Below are 25,564 nucleotides of genomic sequence, written 5' to 3'. Positions count from 1 at the left end.
CCCACCAGACTACTTATCGCAGGATAACGTAGCTTGAACCAGCGTGCTTCCGCTGCTGATACTGAAAGAGCATAGCCTTTCTTGCATCAATAACGAAAAACACAACACCGTAAGACACACGGTAACTAGCCCCAGAAGGGCAATTTTGGCCATTCCTCTTGACTCCTTTTCTAAAAGGAGACAGAATCAAATTGTTGAGATTTGGAAACTGCCTCGGATTAAGATTAACATCTAAATTCGGGGCTTTCGTCTTTTTGGCTCTCACAAATGCTTGAACCAAACTGATCCAAGCACCCGTCGCTGATAATAGCAAAAAATGGGGGCTAACAAAGTTTTTTTACTGCTATTTTTGTTTTTAATTTCTTTTAATTCAATTGGTTAATGTAGTTTTTAAACTCATTTTTTATGCTTATACTTTCGCACTTAATCTTCTAAATAATCGTTGATCCCATTCGGTAAAACTAACTGAGCTGCCACTTGGCCTGCAATTTCGCGCCCGACCAACAACTCAATTAATTTTAACGCAAAATCAAAGGAAGTAGCGGGTCCTTGGCTGGTTAATAAGTTAACTCGCTCATCAAAGTAGACTCGGCGGTCGACCCATTTATGGGCTGGAATTTTATCTTTCATTGATGGAAAACCAGTCATATTACCTAGCGGAAACAATTGGTGATATTCAAGTACAAGCGCTGGCGCCGCACAAATAGCCGCCACAATTTTACCATCAAGATGCATTCGGCGAACTTTTTCCACAACCAGTGGGCTATCACGAAATGTTTCCGCTCCAGTCATACCACCAGGCAGTACAATGGCATCAAAAGGTTCATCAGCAACTTTAATCAACGGGGTATCGGCAATAATTTTTAGGCCTCGTGAAGCGGTAATGGTTAAAGAACCATCTTCCGTCACGCTCGCTAAAGTCACATCAATGCCTGCTCTAACTAATAAATCAGCAGTAGTGGTAAATTCAATTTCTTCACTACCATGAGCGATGCAGATTAGAACGGAAGTCGTCATATTGTTGTTCTCTATTTTTGACTAAATGGTAAAGGCGATCGTTTTCAGGCGTACTGATCCCATGAGCTCGTGCTTGTTTGATTAAAAAGCCAGTGATGTAATCAATCTCTGTACGGCGATTATTTCGCATATCTTGTAACATAGAGGAATAGTTATCAGCGGTATTATTGATAATGCCGTAAATATACTCAGTCAGCTCTGCTTTATCCGTATGCAGCCCTTCTGCCGCCATAACATGACATATCTCATCAATGATCCGAGATATTTGCGTGGAATGCTGGATTAATTCACCATTCTTACAGTTATGTTCGACAGTTAGGGGGTTAATGACACAGTTTACAATCAATTTACGCCAGCAAGTGGTTAAAATATTATTATGCCAAGCCACATCAGGTAAGGCTTCATGCAAGATATCCGCTATTGGGTAGTAAGCTTGTGCATGGGAATTGATAGCACCGATATGCGTGATTCCATTTGCGACATGAAATACTTGGTTATTTTCTTGCCAAGCCGCATGGGTTGTGACGCCCGCTAAGATAGGGTGGCGTAAAGGCGCCAGCTCTTCAATCGTTCCCATGCCATTATGCAGTAATAAAATAGGGGTGTTTTCTGGGATATTACCCAGCAAAGGCAGCAGCGCATCAGAAACTTGCCATGCCTTCAAGCAAATAATAATGAGTTCACTCGTTTGTAAGTGGTGAATGTTATTACAAGGGATTAGCTCTCGGAAATTACGACCATCGGGCTCATTCACATCAACAAATAAATCTGGTTGAGCAACACGCAACCAGCCTTGGGTGTCATGCCCTTGTAACGTGAGTGAAGCCAGCCACAGTTTACCTATCGCACCGCAACCAATTAGGGTTATTTTCATTGTTTCCCCTTTGAAATAATCTCTAACGTCTTATTCAGCAAGGCGGAAGTGATTTCTTTTCAGTATAACCTTTTAATCAGTGTAATTGTAGTTAGTGAAGCTGCGCATATCCCTGATAACTTGAAGTGAGGCAAGTAAAGACGTTATCATGCATATAACTTAAAAAATTATTGGTAGAGGTTTTAGCTATGCCATCATTTGATATTGTATCTGAAGTTGAAATGAATGAAGTGCGTAATGCGGTAGAAAATGCGCAGCGTGAGTTAACCAGCCGTTGGGATTTTAAAAATGTCGAAGCCAGTTTTGAGCTTAATGACAAAAATGAGTCGGTTAAAATCACTAGCGAATCTGATTTCCAAGTACTTCAATTAGTTGATATTTTAAGAGAAAAAATGGCGAAGCGTGGTATTGATGGGGCGGTGTTGAATGTTCCTGAAGATATCGTTCACAGTGGAAAAACTTACAGTGTTGAAGTAACTTTCAAACAAGGTATTGATAGCGCCATTGCTAAGAAAATTGTGAAACTAATTAAAGACAGCAAATTGAAAGTTCAAGCTCAGGTACAAGGCGACCAAGTACGTGTAACGGGAAAAGCGCGTGATGACTTACAATCTGTCATGGCATTAGTGCGCGGCGGTAACTTAGGCCAACCTTTCCAGTTTAATAATTTTCGTGATTAATAATTTCGATATTAAATTGTTAGCCCGTTTTGACGGGCTAATTCTGACTTATTGATTAATGATCGCTTCAAGCTGCTCTCGATTGATAATTTTCCTATCTACTTTAACGTAAGCACTTAATTCTTCGTCTACAACTAACGCTTCCATGACACCATGTTGCGCCTGCAACCTCTGTTCAAGAGCTCGGGTATTCTTAACGTGTTTAGGCAACTCGATACGAATACTGCTGACATAAGGCGGCTGTTGCATGGTTAAGCTAACGATAAACCAGATAATCGTTAAAATTAAGCCACCAATAAAGACTGTACTCGCGCCTTCAAAGTTATACAGCCACCCACCGACAATACCGCCAATGGCAACACCTAAAAACTGACTGGTGGAGTAAACGCCCATGGCTGTTCCTTTGTAGCCCGCAGGCGCCTCTTTGCTTATGAGCGACGGTAAAATGGCTTCCATAATATTGAAAGCAATAAAAAATAGTTGAATACCTAAGAAAATCACCCATAAGTGATTATCAGAAAGCCATAAGGTAATTTCAGCCAATGCTAAAACGACAATACAAAATAAGAAGACCTGCTTCATTTTGCGGTATTTTTCCGCATAAATTATGAAAGGAAGTACAGTGACAAAGGCGATTAACATCGTGATTAAATAGGCTTTCCAATGGTCTTTCGCTAAAAAACCAGAATCAGTCATAATAAGAGGTAAAGCAACAAAACTAGACATCAGTAGGGTATGTAAACTAAGGATACCTATATTTAACTTGAGTAGTTGAGGGTGCATTAAAACTGTTTTTAAATTACCTTGTACAAATGCAGACTCACGGTTTAAAACATGAGTATTGGTATTAGGAACAATAAAAACAGTCACTGCAATAGCACCAACTGCAAGTAGTGCAATTCCCCAAAATAAACCACTTAGACCAACCACGTTAGTGAGAATGGGACCAAGCACTAGGGCAATGGCAAAAGTTAAACCAAAACTAATACCTAAAAAGGCCATAGCTTTAGTCCGATTTTGTTCTCGAGTTAGGTCAGAAAGTAGTGCCATGACGGCAGCAGAAATGGCACCGGCGCCTTGTAAAGCACGCCCAATAATAATTCCCCAAATTGAATCACTTAATGCCGCAACGATACTTCCGATAATAAAAACGAATAACCCAATAATAATTAAAGGCTTTCTTCCAATTTTGTCTGACATCAAACCAAAAGGGATCTGGAAAATAGCTTGGCTAAGACCATAGATACCAATAGCGACACCCACTAAGAACTCGTTAGCTCCCTGTAAATGCATCCCATAGCTGGTCAAAATAGGTAATACCATAAACATTCCAAGCATTCGCAAGGAGAAAACAGAGCCTAATCCCCAAGTGGATCTAAGCTCTGTGGATGTCATTTTGTTATCATTCATTTTTATTCTTCATATTTCGTGCTGTAGCGGTGTTGGCTTCTCTCAGCTACCTAGGTCACATACTTATGTATGCTCCCTAGGATATCTTCGTTTGCCGCCTTGCTACAACTCGAACTATTTTGAATAAATTCGTTTTATGTTGTAGCAAAATTATTTAAATCAAATTACTTGTGTTTCGTACTGTAGCGGTGTTGGCTTCTCTCAGCTACCTAGATCACATACTAGTAAATACAACAAGTTGAACAAATATGGATTACGCTATGGTGTTATATTTTTAGTATCAATCTATTAGCATTTTAATAGTGCATTTAATATCTAGCTTATCAATGGCAAGCGGCTATTTAACCATAAAATAGATTCATAAGGATAGGCAGAATAAGTAAAAGTGAGTTGTAAAAGCAGTTAGAGACAAATAAAAACGGCGGGGAAGGCCCGCCGTTTAGACATTGTTATCATCAGTAAACAGATAAGTTATCTGACGAGAGCTATAACAGTATCGCTTGAAACTATAGGGTCAACTGACATCATTACGCTCAATGAAGTAATTGCTACGATTGAGAAGATAAACAGTTTTCTTGCCCAGACTCGGTCGTCATTTTCGGTTTTGAAACCCGAAATTGCCATACCTAGCCACCATAAGCTGACTGCTGCACCTACAATGAGGTACTTATAGCCCGCGTATCCACTGATAGCTAACATTAATGTTGCGACCATAAACGCTAGGATATACAGGAAGATGTGCGTTTTCGCGACGGAAATTCCTTTAATAACCGGTAACACAGGAATGTTTGCGGCTTTGTAATCCTTAAAACGGAAGATAGCAATGGCATACGAGTGAGGCATCTGCCACAAGCTGAAAATTAATAACAGGATCAACGCACCTGCATCAAATTCATTTGTAACAGCGCAGTAACCGATAACCGGTGGTGCTGCGCCTGAAAGGCTGCCAATCAGCGTGCCATAAACGGATTTACGTTTCATATATAGGCTATAAACACCTACATAAACAATGAAACCGATAACTGCAAGCAGCATTGCCAGCGCATTGGCTGCTACAAGTAGCAGCACCATACCAGCAATACCCAATGCAGCAGCGTAAATCAGGCTAACTTTCGGATCAATCAACCCTTTAACTAAAGGGCGATTCTTCGTTCTTTCCATGATACGGTCGATATCACGGTCGATGTAGTTGTTAAAAACACAACCAGAAGCCACGACCAGTGATACACCCAGCAAAGTCGCAACGAACAGTGGGTAATCAATTGACCCTTTTGAAGCCAATAAAAAACCACCGATCACAGATATCAAGTTTCCGAATATAATTCCTGGTTTGGTCACTTGCAGGTATTGCTTAAACATATCGGCAACTCTTTAGTCGAGCATCATATTGATGTTCAGGTTGTACATAATCCACAGCGAGCCGACAACAACAATGCCGACAATTAGCATGGTGAACAGAAATGCAACCAAGTTCCAACGCTCATCAGATGAGGTATTCATATGTAAGAAACATACTAAGTGAACTAGGATTTGCACGACTGCCATGCCAACAACAGTCCAAAGAATGGTTGAGGTTGACGCTGTGCCTTCCATCACCATCCAGAACGGAATGACCGTTAGGATGACTGACAGAATAAAGCCAATCAGGTATGTCTTAACGCTACCGTGGCTTGCTCCAGTGTGAGCATCTTTTGCATGACTCATTTAAATAGCCCCCAGAAGATAAACAACGGTAAATACACAAATCCAAACCACATCTAAGAAGTGCCAGAACAGGCTTAGGCAGTTCAAACGTGTTTTGTTGACATCAGTCAGACCACGACGAGTCACTTGAATCATCATGATAACAATCCAAATCAGACCCGCAGATACGTGTAGACCGTGGGTTGCAACTAGTGCAAAGAAGCCAGATAAGAAACCACTACGGTCAGGGCCAAAGCCTTCAGCAATCAGTTCATGGAACTCATAGACTTCCATGATAACGAAGCCAAGACCTAGCAGGAATGTCGCGAACAGCCATAAGTTAACTGCACCGATTTTTCCTTTGTGCATCGCAATCATTGCGAAGCCGTAGGTGATACTACTCACTAACAGTAAGAAAGTTTCGCCTAATACGAACTTCAGACTGAAGATATCTTTACCAGCAGGACCGCCGGCAGTTCCATCGGCCAAAACAACATAGGTAGCAAACAAACAAGCAAACAGGATCAAGTCGCTCATGATATAGAGCCAGAAACCGAATACTTTAGTGCCACCTGCATCGTGGTGCCCATGCTCTGCATGGGCGATATTTTGGTTAGTCATTGTATTAGTTGACATCGTTCACACCTGCCTTACGTAATTCTTCAAAGTGCTTATTCTCGATTTCTTCGATTTCAGCCACAGGTACGTAGTAATCAACATCTTCGTCGAAGCTTTTTGCAATCCAAGTGACGATCATTCCACCGAAACCAACGATTGCGAGCCACCAGATGTGCCAGATCATTGCGAAACCTAAAACCAAGCTAAATGCAGCGATGATAACGCCAGCGCCGGTATTTTTCGGCATATGAATTTCTTCATATGAAGCTGGTTTCTTATGAGCAAGCCCTTTTTCTTTCAGATCCCACCAAGCATCACGAGTTTGAACGTGTGGTTCAATCGCAAAGTTATAGAATGGTGGTGGTGAAGAAGTTGCCCACTCAAGAGTACGTCCACCCCATGGGTCACCCGTTAAATCACGGTTTTCATGACGGTCACGGATACTCACAATGATTTGGATAACTTGGCATGCAATACCGATTGCGATTAACGCAGCACCGAATGCAGCCGCAACTAACATTGAGTGATAAGCAGGGTCAATATTCTGGCTTAAACGACGGGTCATACCCATAAAGCCCAGAATATATAACGGCATGAATGCTAAGAAGAAACCGATGATCCAGAACCAGAATGCACGGACACCCCATTTCTCATTCAGCGTAAAGCCGTAAGCTTTCGGGAACCAGTAAGTCATACCAGCGAAACATCCGAATACCACACCACCAATGATAACGTTATGGAAGTGAGCAATCAGGAATAAGCTGTTGTGCAGAACGAAGTTCGCACCTGGTACGGCTAACAGAACACCCGTCATACCACCTACAGAGAAGGTGATGATGAAACCGATAGTCCATAGCATCGGTGATTTAAACTCGATGCGGCCTTGGTACATGGTAAATAGCCAGTTGAAGATCTTAACCCCTGTTGGGATTGCGATAATCATAGTGGCGATACCGAAGAAGGCGTTCACGTTCGCGCCAGAACCCATCGTAAAGAAGTGGTGCAGCCATACGATGAAGGACATAACGGTGATAACGATTGTCGCCCAAACTAATGAGGTATAACCGAATAAACGTTTTTTCGAGAAGGTTGCTGCGACTTCAGAGAACACACCGAACACTGGCAGAACAAGGATATACACCTCAGGGTGACCCCATGCCCAAATCAGGTTGATGTACATCATCATGTTGCCGCCCATATCGTTAGTGAAGAAATGGGTACCTAAATAACGGTCTAACGTCAGAAGCGTCAGAGTAACAGTTAAAATAGGGAAAGCAGCAACAATCAATACGTTAGTACATAACGCAGCCCAGCTGAATACAGGCATTTTCATCATCGACATACCCGGAGTACGCATACGGATAATGGTGGCGATGAAGTTAACCCCTGTTAATAGTGTACCAATACCGGATATCTGGAGACTCCAGAGCCAGTAATCGACCCCGACCCCAGGGTTGTACTCCAAGCCCGATAATGGTGGATATGCTAACCAACCTGTTTGTGCGAATTCACCTACCCCTAAAGATATGTTGATTAAGACAACACCGACTACAAAGAACCAGAAGCTCAATGAGTTAAGGAATGGGAAGGCAACGTCACGTGCACCAATTTGCAGAGGTACAACTAAGTTCATCAGACCAACAACGAATGGAGTTGCCATGAAGAAAATCATGATAACGCCGTGCGCGGTAAAAATTTGGTCATAGTGATGAGGATTTAAGAAACCCTCTTGGCCAGCAGAAGCGAGAACTTGCTGCCCACGCATCATGATAGCATCCGCGAAGCCACGGAATAACATGACCATCGCCACAATGATGTACATGACACCAATTTTCTTATGGTCAACAGAGGTTAACCATTCTTTCCACAGCCATTTCCACTTACCGAAGTAGGAGATCACACCGACTAAGCCAAGCCCACCAAGGACAATAGCAATCAGTGTGACAACGATGATCGGCTCATGGAGCGGAACTGCATCTAGTGTTAATTTTCCGAACATGCCCTTATTCCTCAGCGCCTGCTGCATGAGCGTTATGGCTCATATGCATAGAATGACCTGTAGATTCTTCTTTGGTTTCTACAGGAGCGTGACCTTTATGGTGCTCATGACCAAACTTCAGAACGATGTCGTTATAAAGATTAGGTTTCACGCTAGAGAAGTAGGTAACAGGAACATTTGTGCTTGGCTTAGCGACTTCGTCGAATGCCTGCATGGTATCCATTGTTTTAGGAGAAGCTTTTACCTTTTGTACCCACTCATCAAAACCTTGGCGGTCAGGTGTTGCAATCGCATTAAACTTCATATCAGAGAAACCGTGGCCACTGTAGCTTGCAGAGAAGCCCTTATAAGTACCTGGTTCGTTAGCGATTAAATGAAGCTTTGTTTGCATACCTGCCATCGCGTAGATTTGGCCACCTAAAGATGGAATGAAGAAGGAGTTCATCACCGAATCTGACGTAATTTTGAAGTTAACTGGCACACCTGTAGGGAATGCGATTTCATTAACTGTTGCAATTCCTTGCTCCGGATAAATGAATATCCATTTCCAGTCAGCAGAAATAACTTCAATCGTGACAGGTTCCTGATCACTCACTAATGGCTGATACGGGTCCAGCTCATGTGTCGTCTTCCAAGTGATAGCACCCAGAATAATGATAATGATGATAGGAACAGTCCAGCAGACTAACTCAATTTTATTTGAGTGAGCCCAGTTAGGACGGTAGGTTGCTGACGTGTTGGATTCACGGTATTTTCTTGCGAAGATAATCGTCATGAAAATAACAGGAATAACAACAAGTAGCATTAAGCCAATTGCAATAAGAATTAGCTCTTTTTGTTTAACGCCAACGGCGCCTTTTGGATCCATCAACACCATATCGCAACCGCCTAGTAATAAGGCTGCTACAGCTAGTGAGATTGCTCCGATGCTTTTTTTGTAGTTCATAAGTCTCATCCACGACCCCAAATGACAAGAATCTAATTGTCGTTTCATCAGTGCGGGCATTTTACGGTAAGGTTATGCGAGTGTAAATGATTGTAAGGCAAAGAAACGGAATTGTTAGCTCTTTATGTTAATATGATCACATGTAAAGAACTTATAAAGAAAACGTTAAAATTAATGCGATTTATAAGTATGCATTGATAAAACTCAATTAATAGTAAATTATCTTAGTAATTTTTCAAAGAAAAATATATACAAAAGAAATGAAAAAATAGTGAAACTGATATAAATGGTTAGCAATATGCTAAGGAAAGTTACAGTTTTTATTGCCGATAAAGCTATTTTGGTTGCTTTATCGGCCAAATCATAAAGAAAATTTCTTATTTTACTGATAAAAAAAAGAAAACTATTAACTCTGATACAATTTTCTAGCGCATGCTAAAAGGTATACTTTAATGTATAAATGATTGCATCTTGGTAGAAAGTATCGCCTAATTTATTATCAGCATAGCGGTATTGTACCCCTGCAGAAACATGGTTTGTGACATTCCACCAAAAAGCAAGAGCGCCATTTATGCCATTACTCTTGCCACCGTTATAGCGTTTATTCCTTGCAAACTCCATTTCATGCCAGTTCGTTATCATGAAATTTTCGTCAAATACGTTGAAATTATAACCGGCTACCCAACCTGCGACATATCCATTATTACCTGAATAGAATGTTTGGTCGGTGTAATTAAGAGCAATAAAAGGTTTAAACCATAAGTCACCGAATGTCGTGTTATAGCCAATACCATATAAAGTGTTCACATCGTGGAAATTACCACCATATTTGGCACCAGGTAATGACCAAGTGCCATAAACGTGGCCATATAGGTTGAAACCAGTATCACCTAAATAAAAACGGCCTGTCGTTTTAATGGTATAACGTTTATTTCGTCCTGAATCGGTGTGTTGGCTGTGGAATGGGTTTTCGAGATCAAAAAAGCCATATAGCTCCCCCCAATTAAAATTGGCACCTCCTTCAAGTTCAATATAGGCAAAGTCTTTTTTACGTGTCGTATTTTCTGTTTTATTTTCAGTACGATGTGACCAATCTAAATAGTTTACATTGACATCAGCAAAGCCATTTTTATAGCCAACAATATCGTCAGAATATGCCGTACCTGCGAGAGAAATTAAGGTGGCAATGTAAATGATTTTTTTCATATATAGATTATTTTCACTTATTGATTAATGAAGTTTAGTAAAGCGTTAGTTATTAACATTTTAGCTAACCAATTTGTAACTTGTGATATATTAGACTTGAAAGTTGTAATTAAGAAATATTTTACACGCATGAAGTGATCGAAATCACGATATTTAGATGTTATCGCTTTGTTTTGTTATTTGGATCTAATTTATAAAAAAGATCAAATTACCTAAATAAATAAACTTTATTTAGGTAATTGTGGGATAAATGAGAAAAGTATAGAAAGGGTTATTGTTGTACTGTCTTGCGAACGGCGAGGAAGTCTAAACTACCACCAATAACTAGGCTGATAGCTCCAATACTAATGCCAGTATTAAAAATAAGATTTTGGTAGTGAGGTAAGCTCAGCCAAAATTCAATTTGTGTCGTAAATAGATAAACTTTCATACCACTAAATGAAAATACAAGTAATGAAAGTAACCAAATAGCAAGGAAGCTAACGGCAGTAATAAGTGCATATACGGCAATGCGATAGCCTTTTGCAAACAGCTGGCGCCGTTGAAATAACCCTGTTGATTGTGTGTATATTAGGGATGTCCGGCAAGCTAATAAAAGCAAAACACCCGGAACCGCAACTGCGATTGAAATAAGGTAGAATAGTGGCCAGCCATAATTACTGACGAAAATACTCGCAATTGGGCCAATGTAAACACGGCCAACAGCCGAAAGAGCGGAAAGAAGTGCAAATTGCGTTGCGGATAACGATTTATTACATAGTGTCATTAATAGGGCGACAAAAGCAGCGGTCCCCATACCAGAGAAGATATTCTCTAGAAATATAATCGACCCCATGGTTAAGATATGAGGTGGTGTTATCGCTAAGAACCAATAGCCTATATTAGAGCCACCTTGTAGAATCCCAAAAATAAACAGAGCTTTAAATAAGCTCATGTTTTTCATTAAGTAACCACCAAGTAACGCCCCAATAATGGTTGCGGCCATACCGACAGTTTTATTGACAGTACCGACTTCACTTAAACTAAAACCAAGGGCATTTAATAGAAAATTGGTGTTGAGCGCCATAACAAAGGCGTCACCAAGTTTGTAAAAAACTAACAATAGTAAGATTAGCCAAGCATTGTTCCGGCTAAAGAATTCAGCGAGTGGTTCGTAAATCGCTTTTTTTAGTGACGTTGGCGCGGCACAACTCTCTTCGGGTTCTTTCGCAAGTAATGTAGCGATAACACCGATAATCATTAGCCCTGCCATGACTAAATAAAGTTGTTTCCACGTTAAAAACTTATCCGCTAACCAAAGTGCAAGCCCGCCGGAGACTAACATACTGATCCGGTAACCCATAACTGAGGTTGCAGCACCAATTCCACGTTCTTCTGCACTCAGCAAGTCGGTTTTATAAGCATCAAAAACAATGTCTTGCGAGGCTGAACAAAATGCAACAGTGACCGCCAGCGCAGCAAGATACCACAAATGTTCTGACGGATTCATAAAGCCCATAGCGGCAATACTGATAATCAACAGAATTTGAGTGGTTAATAGCCATCCTCTTCGGCGACCAAGAAAGGGTGGGGTATAGCGGTCCATCATTGGAGACCAAAGAAATTTCAACACATAAGCCTGTCCGACTAATGAAAAGAAACCAATGGTTTTAATATCGACATTTTCAACTGTTAGCCAAGCTTGTAATGTACCCGCAGTTAAAGCTAAAGGTAGACCAGAAACAAAGCCTAAAAGGATTAAAGTGATGTTATTCGGTAGAGTAAAACGAGGCATTATTCCCTCTAAGCCAGTGTGATATTGCTGCAATACATTGCGCTGCAGAGGTATTGGCTGCGCTATGCTACCCAAGCTCAATCAATGAGAGCTTAGGTAGCTTAATACTTAATGATAATGATTGCTCAATTAATAGCGTGAATTTTGTCTGATAAAATCGGTGATTTCTTGGTCTGTTGCCATATCTGCAATTAAATCAGTTAATGCGCTATTGATAGCCGTTTCTATCTTGGCATTATTGGCAGCCAATAATTCTTGTGTATTAAAATTACGGGTAAATGAGCGTGTTTTTGTCGAGCCATTTGGAGCCGTTGCAATAATACTGACACTGGAGTTTACGGTAATATTATGGCGCAGGCTGCCTTCACTTACTTTGGTATCGAGTTTATTCAATTGAACGACTAAATTCACATTGGCCGGTGATGTCACCATAAACCCACGTGCAGCCATTTGCTTTTCGACGGCTTCTTGCATCAGATAACGAGGATCGCGTGAAGGGTTCAGTACAACTAAACTACCATTACGATTCACTTCTGCTAAGGATTTATTCGTACGGTTATCGACACTGCTGACACTAATTGAAGTTGCATTCAATGTGGGGTTTTTTGCAGGTAAAGCTATCTTAGGCTCAAGTGATAATGTATTGCTGCTGGTTGCACAGCCCGCAAGAAGAAATAACCCTAAAAGTGGAAAACACAGTTTTCTTAACATAATTTTTTCCAGTTCATCTTTCCTAATTGACAATGTTTCGTTATGGTGCGGGTAGCCGTCATACAATATAAAGCTTAGCGGCTTATTTATCCTGAACTATTAGACAACAATTTTTGAAAAAATTCGCATCAATGTGCCGCTATCATACCATTGGTAAGTTATTATCGGATATTTCTATAATAAGAAGATAGCAATAATCAATGCGTACAATAAAAATAATTGCCTCTGAGCATAATTTTTAATTAAGGAGCATTTTATGGTCGCTAATGCAGCTCAAAGTATGCAATCTCTCGTGAACCAAAAGTTACACGCTGCTTTTGAACCTACACATTTGGAGGTCATTAATGAAAGCCACCAACACAACGTGTTACCGGGGTCTGAAAGCCATTTCAAAGTTATTTTAGTGAGTGATAAATTTGAAAATAAACGAATGCTTGCCCGTCACCGCGAAATTTATGCTATTTTAGCGGACGAATTATCGGGAGGGATCCATGCCCTTGCTTTGCATACATATACACAACAAGAGTGGAATGAGCTTGCTGACACCGCGTTAAAATCACCAGCTTGTCGTGGTGTTGGCGGTGTTAATCGGTAATTTTTCGTTTCAGTTAATACACTGAGACTATGCTTTACATAATCAGCCATGCTCGATGATGAGCTTGGCGAATGTTTTTTCTTCATTTTGGGTGAAAAAACAAAAAATTTAGTCAGAAAAGTCACAAATAATGAGGAAAAAACGCTTCTTTTCTCAGCTTTTCTCGACTCAGGGCGCATGCATCGGTATAATGCTGCGTCTAATTTTCAGTAAGGTTTCGGGACGCTTCTGATATCAGGGATTGACCGTTACGAAAGTAACGCCCCCGGTTCTGGAAGGGAGACAGCCATTATGATTTAATGGCATAACTCTGGAGTAGACCGATCACTAAGATTTATTTTGAGGTAAGAAGATGCAAGTTTCTGTTGAAACGACTCAAGGCCTTGGGCGTCGTGTAACAATCACCGTTCCTGCCACTGATATTGAAAAAGCAGTTAATAGCGAATTAGTTAGTGTTGCTAAAAAAGTACGTGTTGATGGTTTCCGTAAAGGAAAAGTACCAATGAACATCGTTAAACAGCGTTATGGCGCGTCTGTTATGCAAGACGTTCTGGGCGATGTAATGCAACGTAACTTCATCAATGCAATTATTGAACAAAAAATCAATCCAGCGGGTGCGCCTAGCTACAAGCCTGAGCAACTCGAAGATGGTAAAGATTTTGTTTATTCAGTTGAATTCGAAGTTTACCCAGAAATCGAATTAGCAGGTTTAGAAACTATTGAAGTTGAAAAACCAGCCGTTTCTGTAAAAGACGAAGATCTGGAAAACATGTTAGAAACTCTGCGTAAGCAACAAGCGCAGTGGAAAGAAGTTGAAGCGGCAGCAGAAGCTGACTCTCGCATCACTATCAACTTTACCGGTTCTATCGATGGTGAAGAATTCGAAGGCGGCAAAGCAGAAGATTTCGCTCTGGTTATGGGCGAAGGTCGTATGATCCCAGGTTTCGAAGAAGGTGTTGTTGGTCATAAAGCGGGCGAAGAATTCGATATCGAAGTTAACTTCCCAGAAGACTACCATGCTGAAAACCTGAAAGGTAAAGCTGCGAAATTTGCTATCGTTCTGAAGAAAGTAGAACAACGTGAACTGCCTGAATTCACTGAAGAATTCATCAAGCGTTTTGGTATCGCTGATGGTTCTTTAGATGGCCTGCGTGCAGAAGTACGTAAAAACATGGAACGTGAGCTGAAAAATGCCGTGCGTAACCGTGTTAAAGCACAAGTTCTTGATGGCTTAATCAAAGCGAATGACATCGAAGTTCCAGCCGCAGTTGTTGATGGTGAAATTGATGTTCTGCGTCGTCAAGCGGCACAACGCTTTGGTGGCGACGAAAAACAAGCGATGGAATTACCTCGTGAACTGTTTGAAGAACAAGCAAAACGTCGCGTAGTGATTGGTCTGCTGTTAGGCGAAGTGATCAACAAAAACGAACTGAAAGCTGACGAAGATCGTGTTAAAGCGCTGATCGAAGAAATGGCTTCTGCGTATGAAGATCCAGCTGAAGTTATCGAATACTACAGCAAAAACGAAGAGCTGATGAACAGCGTTCGTAATTTAGCTTTAGAAGAACAAGCTGTTGAAACTGTATTGGCAGTTGCTAAAGTGACAGAAAAAGAAACTAACTTCACTGAACTGATGAACCAAGTTCAAGCAGGTTAATTTTTTCTTGCTGTATAAAATAATGAAACCCGTGGTGTACTGCTACGGGTTTTTTGTCAATTAAAGCCTTTAAATTATCACTTTAGCGAATTTAATTAGGATACCCTTGAAAAACACATTTAAACCCTAATTATATTATCTATACTTCAAGTAGTCTAAATGGGGCTTTAATTGCAATTTGAACTATTTTGAATAGCTTAACATTGTCGAAAACGGTGATATTAACCAACTGAGTTATTTTGTTTCCCTTGAAAATCAAGTATGGTTTTCTAATGGTATAATTCCATGTAACCCAATAGACTTGTGTTAAACTCTTTTAAAGAGCGTCTTATTTACTGCAGCATACTTAGCTGCATTTTCTTCTTATTTCTGCGGTTATTTGGTTAAATATTAGCTAAACTAGAAAAATAAGAGAATTGAAAGAGCCTGCAGACACAGGAATTTTTTAAAACCGTTGTTTGTGGCATGATCTCTGCTCAAAATAGCAGGCAGACAGCAAATTAGGCGCAAGCACCAGAACGTTTTTAATAGGAGATTTCGATGTCACATTTTGGCAGTCAGGAACAATTAGCATCTCAAATGGCCCTTGTGCCTATGGTCATAGAGCAAACTTCTCGTGGTGAGCGCTCGTATGATATTTACTCACGTCTATTAAAAGAACGTATTATCTTCCTGACTGGTCAAGTGGAAGACCATATGGCGAATTTAATCGTCGCTCAGATGTTATTTCTTGAAGCAGAAAACCCTGAAAAAGACATTCATTTGTATATTAATTCACCAGGTGGTGTTATTACCGCAGGAATGTCAATTTACGATACGATGCAGTTTATCAAGCCTGATGTAAGCACTATCTGTATGGGGCAAGCTTGTTCCATGGGGGCTTTTTTATTGACGGCGGGTACCAAAGGTAAACGTTTCTGCTTACCAAATTCACGCGTGATGATCCACCAACCGTTAGGGGGTTATCAAGGCCAAGCGTCAGATATCGAAATCCATGCCCAAGAGATTCTTAAAGTGAAATCTCGAATGAACGAGTTAATGGCTCTGCATACGGGAAAATCCATTGAAGAAATTACTCGAGACACAGAGCGTGACCGTTTCTTATCTGCAAATGAAGCAAAAGAGTATGGTTTAGTCGACCAAATTTATAGTAGCCGTTAATGGGTTAACTTTTGGTATAATTAGTTCATACCATAAACTATTTTAAAGAAAATCGTTGTTTTGTTTTTTAATCAACGAAAACAAAACAATATGGATAAAAGTGAGGTCAACTGATGACAGATAAACGCAAAGAGGGGACAGGAAAACTGCTTTACTGCTCTTTCTGCGGAAAAAGTCAGCATGAAGTACGTAAGCTGATTGCCGGTCCGTCAGTCTATATTTGTGATGAATGCGTAGATTTATGTCTCGATATCATCCGTGAAGAAATCAAAGAACTTACGCCGCATCGTGAGCGTAGTGAACTGCCTACACCACATGAAATTCGGCAGCATCTTGACGACTATGTGATCGGTCAAGAAAAAGCGAAAAAAGTTTTAGCTGTTGCGGTATATAACCATTACAAGCGCTTACGTAATGGTGATAAAACCAGTGATGGTGTTGAATTAGGTAAAAGTAATATTTTGCTAATTGGTCCAACAGGGAGTGGTAAAACACTTTTAGCTGAAACTTTAGCACGTTATTTGGATGTTCCATTTACAATGGCTGATGCAACGACATTAACTGAAGCTGGTTATGTTGGTGAAGACGTTGAAAATATTATTCAAAAATTATTGCAAAAATGCGATTACGATGTTGAAAAAGCGCAACGTGGTATCGTATACATTGATGAAATTGATAAAATTTCACGTAAATCAGATAACCCATCAATTACCCGTGACGTTTCCGGTGAGGGTGTGCAACAAGCGCTTCTAAAACTAATTGAAGGAACTGTTGCGGCAGTACCACCACAAGGGGGACGTAAACACCCTCAGCAAGAATTTTTGCAGGTTGATACCTCAAAGATCCTCTTCATTTGTGGCGGGGCATTTGCAGGACTCGATAAAGTGATCGGTCAGCGTTTAAATACCCGTTCAGGTATCGGTTTTGCTGCAGAAGTGAAAGGTGAATCAGATAAAGCAACGGAAGGCGAACTATTAACGCAGGCAGAACCAGAAGATTTAATTAAATTTGGTTTAATCCCTGAGTTTATTGGCCGTTTGCCTGTTGTTGCAACATTAACTGAATTAAGTGAAGAAGCATTAATTCAGATTCTGAAAGAGCCTAAAAATGCATTAACTAAGCAATACCAAGCTTTATTTAGTCTTGAAAATACAGAACTTGAGTTCCGTGAGGAAGCATTAAAAGCCATCGCTAAGAAAGCCATGGCACGTAAAACCGGAGCTCGTGGTTTACGTTCTATTGTTGAAGCCGCATTGTTAAATACGATGTATGACCTTCCTTCAATGAGTAATGTTGAAAAAGTTGTCGTTGATGAAAACGTCATTAATGAGCAATCAGAGCCGCTATTGATATATAGCAAACCTGATGCTCAAGCTTCCGGCGATAACTAATCCCATATAAAACGTTCAATAGTTAATCAAACGAAATGAGGGGTTTCCCTCATTTTGTTTTTTATGTTCAACTAGCCATTGAATGCTAAAATCTTGTCCCCATATAGTTTATATTCTGAGGTGTGGTTTCCTTGTTTTAGAAAGCAATTTTAAAGCAAGAGACAGAAACCCTTAAACTAGCGTGAGCTAAACGAAGAGAGAGCTTTATGAATCCTGAGCGTTCCGAACGCATTGAAATACCAGTATTGCCTCTGCGTGATGTAGTGGTATACCCACATATGGTGATCCCACTGTTTGTTGGACGTGAAAAATCCATTCACAGTCTGGAAGCAGCGATGGATCATGACAAGCAGGTAATGCTGGTTGCGCAAAAAGAAGCCTCGACTGATGAGCCAGGGGTGAATGATTTATTTGCTGTCGGTACAGTTGCATCCGTTATCCAGATGCTAAAACTGCCTGATGGTACCGTTAAAGTCCTTGTTGAAGGCCTACGACGCGCACGTATTACCAGTTTGACAGATAATGGCGAATATTTCTTAGCGCAAGCAGAGTATTTGGCAACAGAACAAAATAATGAATCTGAACACGCAGCGTATGATGAAACAGCAGCGGGTTCTCAATCATCAGATACACTCGATGAAAAAGAAAACGAAGTGTTGTATCGCACTATCGTTAGTCAGTTTGAAAGCTATATAAAACTGAATAAAAAAATTCCACCTGAAGTATTAACCGCGTTACATGCAATTGAGCAAGATCAGCTAGATAAACTAGCAGATACCATTGCCTCACATATGCCATTAAAATTAGCAGATAAACAACGCGTTTTAGAAATGGCAAATATTGCTGAACGCGTAGAGTTTTTGATGGCCATGATGGAGTCAGAAACTGAGTTGCTGCAAGTGGAAAAACGCATCCGCAACCGCGTTAAAAAACAGATGGAAAAAAGCCAGCGCGAGTATTATCTGAATGAGCAAATGAAAGCTATTCAGAAAGAGCTGGGTGAAATGGACGATGCGCCAGACGAATATGAATCGCTAAAACGTAAAATCGAAGAAGCGAAAATGCCAAAAGAGGCACAAGAAAAAGCCGAAGCAGAATTGCAGAAGCTGAAAATGATGTCTCCGATGTCAGCAGAAGCTACTGTTGTCCGTAGCTATATTGATTGGATGGTACAGGTTCCATGGCATAAACGTAGCAAAGTCAAAAAAGACTTAGTTAAAGCACAAGAAGTGTTAGATACCGATCACTACGGTTTAGAGCGTGTGAAAGACCGTATTTTAGAGTATCTGGCAGTGCAAAGCCGCGTCAGTAAAATTAAAGGGCCAATCCTTTGTTTGGTTGGGCCTCCGGGTGTAGGTAAAACCTCTTTGGGGCAATCTATTGCTAAGGCTACGGGGCGCCAATATACACGTATGGCATTAGGTGGGGTGCGCGATGAAGCTGAAATCCGTGGCCACCGTCGTACTTATATTGGTTCAATGCCAGGTAAGCTGATCCAAAAGATGGCAAAAGTAGGGGTCAAAAACCCACTATTTTTACTGGATGAAATTGACAAAATGTCATCTGATATGCGTGGCGACCCAGCTTCTGCGTTGCTAGAGGTGCTTGATCCAGAGCAAAATATTGCCTTTAACGACCACTACTTAGAAGTGGATTACGATTTGTCTGATGTGATGTTCGTTGCAACATCGAACTCAATGAACATCCCTGCGCCATTGTTAGATCGTATGGAAGTGATTCGTCTTTCTGGTTATACAGAAGATGAAAAACTGAATATTGCGAAAAAACATTTGCTGTCTAAGCAGATTGAACGTAATGCGTTGAAAAAGAATGAGTTAACTATCGATGATAGTGCTTTAATGAGCATCATTCGTTATTACACTCGTGAAGCTGGAGTTCGTGGTTTAGAGCGTGAAATCTCTAAATTGTGCCGTAAAGCGGTTAAGGCGCTACTTATGGACAAAAAGCTCAAGCACATTGAAATCAATGCTGACAACCTGAAAGATTATCTGGGCGTTCGTCGTTTTGATTACGGCCAAGCAGACACAGAAAACCGTGTTGGGCAAGTTACAGGCCTTGCTTGGACTGAAGTTGGTGGTGACTTACTCACTATTGAAACTGCTTGTGTGCCCGGTAAAGGCAAACTAACTTATACCGGTTCTTTAGGTGAAGTGATGCAAGAGTCTATTCAAACTGCATTAACGGTTGTTAGGGCTCGAGCGGAAAAACTGGGTATTAATGGTGATTTTTATGAAAAACGCGATATCCATGTGCACGTACCTGAAGGGGCAACGCCAAAAGATGGTCCAAGTGCAGGTATTGCGATGTCTACAGCATTAGTTTCTTGCCTAACGGGTAATCCAGTGAGAGCAGATGTTGCTATGACGGGTGAAATTACATTAAGAGGGTTAGTTTTCCCAATTGGTGGCTTAAAAGAGAAATTATTGGCGGCACACCGTGGAGGGATTAAAACAGTATTAATTCCTAAAGAAAACGAACGTGATTTAGAAGAAATTCCTCAAAATGTGATCGCAGATCTTGAAATTCACCCTGTGAAAACGATTGAAGAAGTCTTATCTTTGGCTTTAGTTAATCCTCCTTTTGGCGCTGAAGTAGTTAAAAAGAAAGCTAAAAGAGTGAGCTGAATCAAGAAGTTTGTATAAAATTAAGGCTGACAGCTAATTTAGGGCTTGTCAGCCTTTTTTTTCATCGCTAATTTAACGATGATTCTGATAATTGTTTGTATGCAATCTGTTCTCTTGCCATTGGTAATCAGGATTGATATAACGGCTGCATCATTAATTAACTATACTAATAACTGCTATAGTTAATTAAGAGATTTATAGTCCAACTAATATGGGGATGATAAGAGTGAATAAAGCTCAACTGATTGATCAAATCGCTTCTGATGCGAATATTTCTAAAGCTGCAGCAGGTCGTGTTGTTGACGCGTTCGTTGCTACTGTAACGGGTTCTTTGAGTAAAGGGGACGATGTTGCTCTAGTTGGCTTTGGGACTTTCTCTGTTCGTGAGCGTGCAGCACGTACAGGCCGTAACCCTCAAACGGGTAAAGAAATTAAAATAGCTGCGGCAAAAGTTCCTGCTTTCCGTCCAGGCAAGGGTCTTAAAGACGCTGTAAATAGCTAATTAGGTATTTAAGTTTGTCTTTCTCGTATTTTTGCGAAAACTCAAACTGACGGAATGTCTTTAATCAGCTAATATATAAGCGCACCATTGAAATGGTGCGCTTTTTTTTCTTTCTGAGTTAAGATTAGCGTATTATCAGGAAATTGAATTCAACAAAGCGGAGTTAAGCCTTTTTATGATGGAAAATTTACGCACAAAGGCGAATAGTCCTTTGCTCAAAATAATACTGGCGCTGATTATCCTTTCATTCGTGTTGGGTGGCGTTATGATGGGTGGCCTTGGTGGTAACAGTGCAAATAATGCCGCTGAAGTTAACGGGCAGTCAATAAGCCGAGAGCAGCTACAGCAAGCTTTTCAACAAGAGCGCCAATCATTACAAGAGTATCTGGGGGATAAATTTTCAGAAGTCGCTAGTAATGAAGAAAGCATGAATTTACTGCGCCGCCAAGCTCTTGATAACTTGATTAACAATGAATTGATTAATCAGTATGCTAATGAACTACAACTCTCAGCAAGCGATCAGCAAATTGAGCAATATATTTTCTCAATGCCTGTTTTTCAAACAGATGGCCGGTTTGATAGCGAAAAATATCGTGAGATCTTAAGTCGTAACAACATTAATGCAGATAGCCTTGCGGCTCAAATTCGCCAAGATCTTACACGTGCTCAGCTAGCCAAAACCTTTACTGGAACCGATTTCGCTTTACCATCTGAAGTCAAAGCGTATGCTGAATTATTTATGCAAGAGCGTGAAATTCGCACTGCAACTTTAGATTTAACAGAGGTTCAAGCAAAACAAACAGCCTCTGAAGAAGAATTAAAAGCTTATTATGATGCTAACCAAAATAGCTTTATCTCACCTGAGAAGGTGCAAGTAAGCTATGTTGAAATGGATGCAGCATCGATGGCACCAGCAACAGTGTCTGATGAAGAAGTAAAAGCCTATTATGAGCAAAACCTGAAAAATTATACTCAAGCAGAGCAAAAGCAGTACAGTATGATTCAGGTGGCTTCTGAAAAAGAAGCGAATGATATTCTGAGTGAATTAAAACAAGGTGCAGATTTTGCAACGTTAGCCGCTGAAAAATCAACGGATAAGTTCAGTGCAGGGCAAAAAGGCTTGATTGGCTGGATGGAAGCTGCATCAACGCCAAGCGAGATTGTGGATGCTAAATTAACAGAAAAAGGGCAACTTTCGGCACCTGTTAAATCACAAAATAGCTATGTTATTTTTCGTTTAGATGATATTAAACCAGAATCGATTAAACCATTTGAGCAAGTTGAAGAAAGTATTAAAACTAGCTTACTTCAAGATAAAAACATTAAGCAATTCTATGATTTACAGCAAAAAGTCAGTGAAGCGGCTACTAGTGATATGGAATCATTAGTCTCAGTTGAATCTGTATCTGGTTTGAAAGCTGTGACAACGGATTGGTTTGATAGAACAAACCCACCTGCTGCACTTAATTTCCCTAAAGTGGTCAGTGAAGTATTTAGCGACCGTTTAGTGGATAAAAATGGTTCTAAAGGAATCAACTCAGACGTTATTAACGTGGAAGGTGACCGTGCATTTGTTGTGCGTGTTACAGAGTACAAACCTGAAAGTGTTGAACCTTTTGAACAGGTTAAGTCAGAAATTGAAACACTGGTTAAACGCCAAAAAGCCGAAGCAGAGTTGAAAGCTACGGGCGATAAATTACTTACTGAGTTAAAAGTGGGTAAAGGGGCTGAAGCTCTAAGTGCTACGGGGATTAAATTCTCTGATGCTCAAACCGTTTCTCGTTTAATGCCACAAACAGCGGTTATCAATGCGACAATGGAAATGCCACAACCTGTTGATGGTAAACCAAGCTACGCACTTGCGCGTGACGAGTCTGATAACTATGTGGTTATTCAGCTAGATAAAGTCACATTAGGCCAACCAACAGATGACGAGTTAAAACAACTAACTCGTGAATACCAAGGTGCTATGAGTTCTGCGGTTAACGAAGCTTTGATGCTTAACTTGCGTGAAAATGCAAAAATTGAAGTGCTGAATATTGAATAATTGCGAGCAGCTTCGCAAGTAAAATTGCAACGTTATGAACAGAAGGCCACCTTTGGGTGGCCTTTCGTATTTTTAATTTTATTGAAAAGAGTTCCATATTTTTCTATGGCATAGTTATGTCTCAACATACACAGGAGAACAAATATGTTATGGAATTCAGTCAATAAATGCAGATTAGGTATTGTTCTGCTCCTTTCTTTATTATGCTCATTTTCTTCTTTTTCTTTGGCTAAGAAAATTGAGCCAGAAAAAACCACTGCGGCTGCCATTCAAGAGAAACAAGTAAGTAATAACTCACCATCAACTAATCATGAGCAATCTGACAAAGTAAATATTAACTTAGCGGGTGAAGAGGAACTTGCCGAAAAACTTACAGGTATAGGTCGGCAGAAAGCTAAAGCCATCGTTGAGTATAGGCAAAAGTATGGTGCTTTTAATTCCATTGAAAATATTTTAGAAGTTCAGGGGATAGGTCCTGCATTTTTAGAAAAGAATAAAAATAAGTTAACTTTGTAACTAAATCCCCCCATACAGAGTATGGGGGAATATATTGAAAGGTTGATAATTAATCAGAAAACTAAGCCTTTTGTAAATAATTTGCGAGCTAAGTCTTATTATTGATAATCATTCAGCACATTTTCCGTACATTTGTTATTTTTATGTTACTAAAGAATAAACTGGTCGGAGTAGTTATGACAACACACATTAAAGTTCATGGTTATCATATAGATGTTTTTCAGCATGTTAATAATGCACGCTACTTAGAATTCTATGAAGCAGACCGTTGGGAGTGGATGAACAAACGCAATTTTATTAGTTGGGCCATAAAAAACAATTTAACAATGGCTGCGGTGAATATTAATGTAAATTATATCCAAGGCGTCTTACTCGGTGATGAGCTGACTGTGGTGACCCGTATGGACAAAATAGGCAGTAAAAGCGCAGTATGTTACCAACAAATAATTCGCACTAAAGCAGGAATCCAAGAGGTTGTTTCAGATGCATATGTGACATTTGTTTTTATTGATAATATAGAAAATAAAGCGATTGTCATCGATGAACAGCTGCGTGAGAAGTTAGAGTCATTCAAGGTGAGCTCTGAAGATTTTATTCAAAACTAGCCTACTTAGCTTGAATATTACGAATAAGCTAATGGTAGGCTGTGTGTTTGATTAATTCATTATGGTTTTTGTTTTAATGAGAGCATGATGGCTTCTTTATCATTTAAATATTCATTTAAGCCCTTGCTCCTTAAATGGCAGGCAGCACATTCACCGCAACCATCACCTTGAATACCATTATAACAAGTCAGTGTTTGTTGCCTGATGGTTTCAAGGTGGCCATAGCTGTCGGCAAGAGCCCATGTTTGGGCTTTATTCAACCACATTAACGGGGTTTCAAAGCGAATATTTTTGGCAAGACCGAGGCCTACAGCATGATTAAGGGCTTTGACAAATTCATCTCGGCAATCTGGGTAACCTGAAAAATCAGTTTCACAAACACCGGTTATTACTGCTTCTGCCTGTACTTGGTAGGCATAAATTGCGGCTAGTGTGAGGAATAAAATGTTGCGTCCAGGAACAAAAGTGCTGGGTAAAGTACTGGACTCGCTTTCTGCAAAATCAGGAACTGGGATGTTATCTCGAGTTAAGCTGCTGATTGCTAATTCATTGAGTAATGTGACATCTAACACTTTATGTGCTGTAGCACCTAAAGACACGCTCAATTTCTGTGCGACTTCGATTTCAAAACGGTGGCGCTGGCCGTAATCGAAAGTAACACAATGAACTTCATCATAGTTTTGCAAAGCTTGAATAAGACAGGTTGTTGAGTCTTGGCCTCCGCTAAAAACCACAACTGCGCGTTTCATAGGTACTCCTTGGTGATATATCATTGTTAAAATGTGATGGGAAGAGAGTAAAGCATGTTAGCGATACTGGGATGTAATTCATAGTTCTATTTTTATCAAATTAGTTTGATTGAAGTACTATTTATATGTCGATTTGGTCATTTGTATAAAAATATTCTATAATCATGGCATTTGGTGACATTTTTATTGTTTTTTAATTGTTCAATTATTGCATAATATAGTTATACGGCTAATAAAATAATGATAAAAGCACTTACACCCAAGTCAAGAGAGCAACCATGTTAGATAAAATAGACAAAAAACTGCTTTGTTTATTGCAAAATGACAGCAGCCTATCCTTAAATACCCTTGCTGAAGCTGTTAATTTAACATCTACTCCGTGCTGGAAAAGGTTAAAAAGGCTTGAAGATGAAGGTTATATTCGAGGGCGAGTCACTTTACTCGACGGTGAGAAGTTAGGTTTAGGTTTAACGGTGATTGTGACAATTAAAACACAGCATCATAATAGTGAGTGGTATGAGCAATTTGTTTCTTTTGTTAGTCAACTTCCTGAAGTTCTGATGTTTTATCGTATGGCTGGGGAGTATGATTATCTTATGCAAGTAGAAGTACATGATATGAAATCATATGACTTATTTTATAAAAAGTTAGTTAATGGTGTTCATGGTTTAATCGATGTAACTTCAAGCTTTGCAATGGAAAAAATCAAGTATACGACAGTATTGCCTATTCCTGATTAACCCTGTAATAACTTAGATAATTACGGGCTCTCATTCTT

24 protein-coding genes are annotated in these 25,564 nt (G+C 40.0%); 11 read left to right on the top strand and 13 right to left on the bottom strand.

Annotation, left to right across the window (positions count from 1 at the left end; genetic code table 11):
• Positions 1–9: 9 nt before the first annotated feature.
• From PSF09_RS14705 to panE, 3 genes are all read right to left on the bottom strand, one after another.
• On the bottom strand, positions 10–153 hold the full coding sequence (locus PSF09_RS14705; RefSeq protein ID WP_272665580.1) for a Hok/Gef family protein: 144 nt from the start codon (positions 151–153) through the stop codon (positions 10–12).
• 270 nt (positions 154–423) lie between these two features.
• On the bottom strand, positions 424–1,017 hold the full coding sequence (gene yajL / locus PSF09_RS14700) for a protein deglycase YajL (RefSeq protein ID WP_272665579.1): 594 nt from the start codon (positions 1,015–1,017) through the stop codon (positions 424–426).
• Positions 980–1,891, bottom strand: coding sequence for a 2-dehydropantoate 2-reductase (panE, locus tag PSF09_RS14695; RefSeq protein WP_272665578.1), 912 nt, complete (start codon positions 1,889–1,891; stop codon positions 980–982). Before panE ends, yajL begins: the two co-directional genes overlap by 38 nt.
• A gap of 188 nt (positions 1,892–2,079) precedes the next feature.
• Here panE and PSF09_RS14690 point away from each other — a divergent pair, with 188 nt between their 5' ends.
• Positions 2,080–2,571 carry a YajQ family cyclic di-GMP-binding protein gene (locus PSF09_RS14690; protein WP_210836504.1) on the top strand — a complete coding sequence of 164 codons (492 nt, stop codon included), beginning with the start codon at positions 2,080–2,082 and terminating at the stop codon, positions 2,569–2,571.
• A gap of 48 nt (positions 2,572–2,619) precedes the next feature.
• Here PSF09_RS14690 and PSF09_RS14685 read toward each other — a convergent pair whose 3' ends face one another.
• From PSF09_RS14685 to PSF09_RS14645, 9 genes are all read right to left on the bottom strand, one after another.
• Positions 2,620–3,981 carry an MFS transporter gene (locus PSF09_RS14685; protein WP_272665577.1) on the bottom strand — a complete coding sequence of 454 codons (1,362 nt, stop codon included), beginning with the start codon at positions 3,979–3,981 and terminating at the stop codon, positions 2,620–2,622.
• A 471-nt stretch (positions 3,982–4,452) separates the two neighbouring features.
• Positions 4,453–5,340: a heme o synthase gene (gene cyoE / locus PSF09_RS14680; protein ID WP_272665576.1), complete on the bottom strand. Its 888-nt coding sequence runs from the start codon at positions 5,338–5,340 to the stop codon at positions 4,453–4,455.
• Positions 5,341–5,352: 12 nt separating this feature from the next.
• Positions 5,353–5,685: a cytochrome o ubiquinol oxidase subunit IV gene (locus PSF09_RS14675; protein WP_042846921.1), complete on the bottom strand. Its 333-nt coding sequence runs from the start codon at positions 5,683–5,685 to the stop codon at positions 5,353–5,355.
• Positions 5,686–6,300, bottom strand: coding sequence for a cytochrome o ubiquinol oxidase subunit III (locus PSF09_RS14670; protein WP_206084594.1), 615 nt, complete (start codon positions 6,298–6,300; stop codon positions 5,686–5,688).
• Positions 6,290–8,281: a cytochrome o ubiquinol oxidase subunit I gene (cyoB, locus tag PSF09_RS14665; protein ID WP_210836507.1), complete on the bottom strand. Its 1,992-nt coding sequence runs from the start codon at positions 8,279–8,281 to the stop codon at positions 6,290–6,292. The genes PSF09_RS14670 and cyoB overlap by 11 nt, the downstream gene beginning before the upstream one ends.
• Positions 8,282–8,285: 4 nt before the next feature.
• Complete coding sequence (gene cyoA, locus PSF09_RS14660) at positions 8,286–9,236, bottom strand: cytochrome o ubiquinol oxidase subunit II (protein ID WP_210836509.1); 951 nt, start codon at positions 9,234–9,236, stop codon at positions 8,286–8,288.
• 426 nt (positions 9,237–9,662) lie between these two features.
• Positions 9,663–10,433 (bottom strand): nucleoside-specific channel-forming Tsx family protein, encoded by a 771-nt coding sequence (locus PSF09_RS14655; protein WP_272684072.1) that lies wholly within the window; start codon positions 10,431–10,433, stop codon positions 9,663–9,665.
• A 271-nt stretch (positions 10,434–10,704) separates the two neighbouring features.
• Positions 10,705–12,207, bottom strand: a complete 1,503-nt coding sequence (gene ampG / locus PSF09_RS14650) for a muropeptide MFS transporter AmpG (RefSeq protein ID WP_272665574.1) — start codon at positions 12,205–12,207, stop codon at positions 10,705–10,707.
• 129 nt (positions 12,208–12,336) lie between these two features.
• Positions 12,337–12,918: a YajG family lipoprotein gene (locus tag PSF09_RS14645; protein ID WP_004914528.1), complete on the bottom strand. Its 582-nt coding sequence runs from the start codon at positions 12,916–12,918 to the stop codon at positions 12,337–12,339.
• Positions 12,919–13,174: 256 nt separating this feature from the next.
• Between PSF09_RS14645 and bolA the strand changes: the two genes are divergently transcribed.
• The 9 genes from bolA to PSF09_RS14600 all read left to right on the top strand — a co-directional run bounded on the left by bolA (position 13,175) and on the right by PSF09_RS14600 (position 24,037).
• The gene (gene bolA, locus PSF09_RS14640; RefSeq protein ID WP_272665572.1) at positions 13,175–13,513 is read left to right on the top strand and encodes a transcriptional regulator BolA; all 339 of its coding nucleotides are present in this window, start codon (positions 13,175–13,177) and stop codon (positions 13,511–13,513) included.
• Between the two features lie 352 nt (positions 13,514–13,865).
• Positions 13,866–15,170, top strand: a complete 1,305-nt coding sequence (tig, locus tag PSF09_RS14635) for a trigger factor (RefSeq protein ID WP_004914522.1) — start codon at positions 13,866–13,868, stop codon at positions 15,168–15,170.
• A gap of 540 nt (positions 15,171–15,710) precedes the next feature.
• A complete protein-coding gene (clpP, locus tag PSF09_RS14630) occupies positions 15,711–16,331 on the top strand; it encodes an ATP-dependent Clp endopeptidase proteolytic subunit ClpP (protein WP_004905443.1) in 621 nt (206 codons plus the stop codon).
• Between the two features lie 113 nt (positions 16,332–16,444).
• Entirely contained in the window at positions 16,445–17,722 is a 1,278-nt protein-coding gene (gene clpX, locus PSF09_RS14625; RefSeq protein WP_004914518.1) for an ATP-dependent protease ATP-binding subunit ClpX, read from the top strand.
• Between the two features lie 206 nt (positions 17,723–17,928).
• Positions 17,929–20,367 (top strand): endopeptidase La, encoded by a 2,439-nt coding sequence (gene lon / locus PSF09_RS14620; protein ID WP_272665571.1) that lies wholly within the window; start codon positions 17,929–17,931, stop codon positions 20,365–20,367.
• 226 nt (positions 20,368–20,593) lie between these two features.
• Positions 20,594–20,869 carry a nucleoid-associated protein HU-beta gene (gene hupB / locus PSF09_RS14615; protein ID WP_004914513.1) on the top strand — a complete coding sequence of 92 codons (276 nt, stop codon included), beginning with the start codon at positions 20,594–20,596 and terminating at the stop codon, positions 20,867–20,869.
• 175 nt (positions 20,870–21,044) lie between these two features.
• The gene (gene ppiD, locus PSF09_RS14610) at positions 21,045–22,916 is read left to right on the top strand and encodes a peptidylprolyl isomerase (RefSeq protein WP_272684071.1); all 1,872 of its coding nucleotides are present in this window, start codon (positions 21,045–21,047) and stop codon (positions 22,914–22,916) included.
• A gap of 144 nt (positions 22,917–23,060) precedes the next feature.
• Positions 23,061–23,432, top strand: coding sequence for a ComEA family DNA-binding protein (locus tag PSF09_RS14605; RefSeq protein WP_272665569.1), 372 nt, complete (start codon positions 23,061–23,063; stop codon positions 23,430–23,432).
• Positions 23,433–23,608: 176 nt separating this feature from the next.
• Entirely contained in the window at positions 23,609–24,037 is a 429-nt protein-coding gene (locus PSF09_RS14600; protein ID WP_210836523.1) for an acyl-CoA thioesterase, read from the top strand.
• Positions 24,038–24,096: 59 nt separating this feature from the next.
• Here the strand turns inward: PSF09_RS14600 and queC are convergent, their stop codons facing one another.
• Positions 24,097–24,786: a 7-cyano-7-deazaguanine synthase QueC gene (queC, locus tag PSF09_RS14595; RefSeq protein WP_272665568.1), complete on the bottom strand. Its 690-nt coding sequence runs from the start codon at positions 24,784–24,786 to the stop codon at positions 24,097–24,099.
• 278 nt (positions 24,787–25,064) lie between these two features.
• Between queC and PSF09_RS14590 the strand changes: the two genes are divergently transcribed.
• Positions 25,065–25,526 (top strand): Lrp/AsnC family transcriptional regulator, encoded by a 462-nt coding sequence (locus PSF09_RS14590; protein WP_004905429.1) that lies wholly within the window; start codon positions 25,065–25,067, stop codon positions 25,524–25,526.
• Positions 25,527–25,564 lie beyond the last annotated feature (38 nt).

It is taken from the genome of Providencia sp. PROV141 (assembly GCF_028481645.1).
In the GTDB taxonomy this organism is placed as follows: Bacteria; Pseudomonadota; Gammaproteobacteria; order Enterobacterales; family Enterobacteriaceae; genus Providencia; species Providencia rettgeri.
Note: the sequence above shows the minus strand (reverse complement) of the source record. Positions and strands in the feature narration are given on the sequence as shown.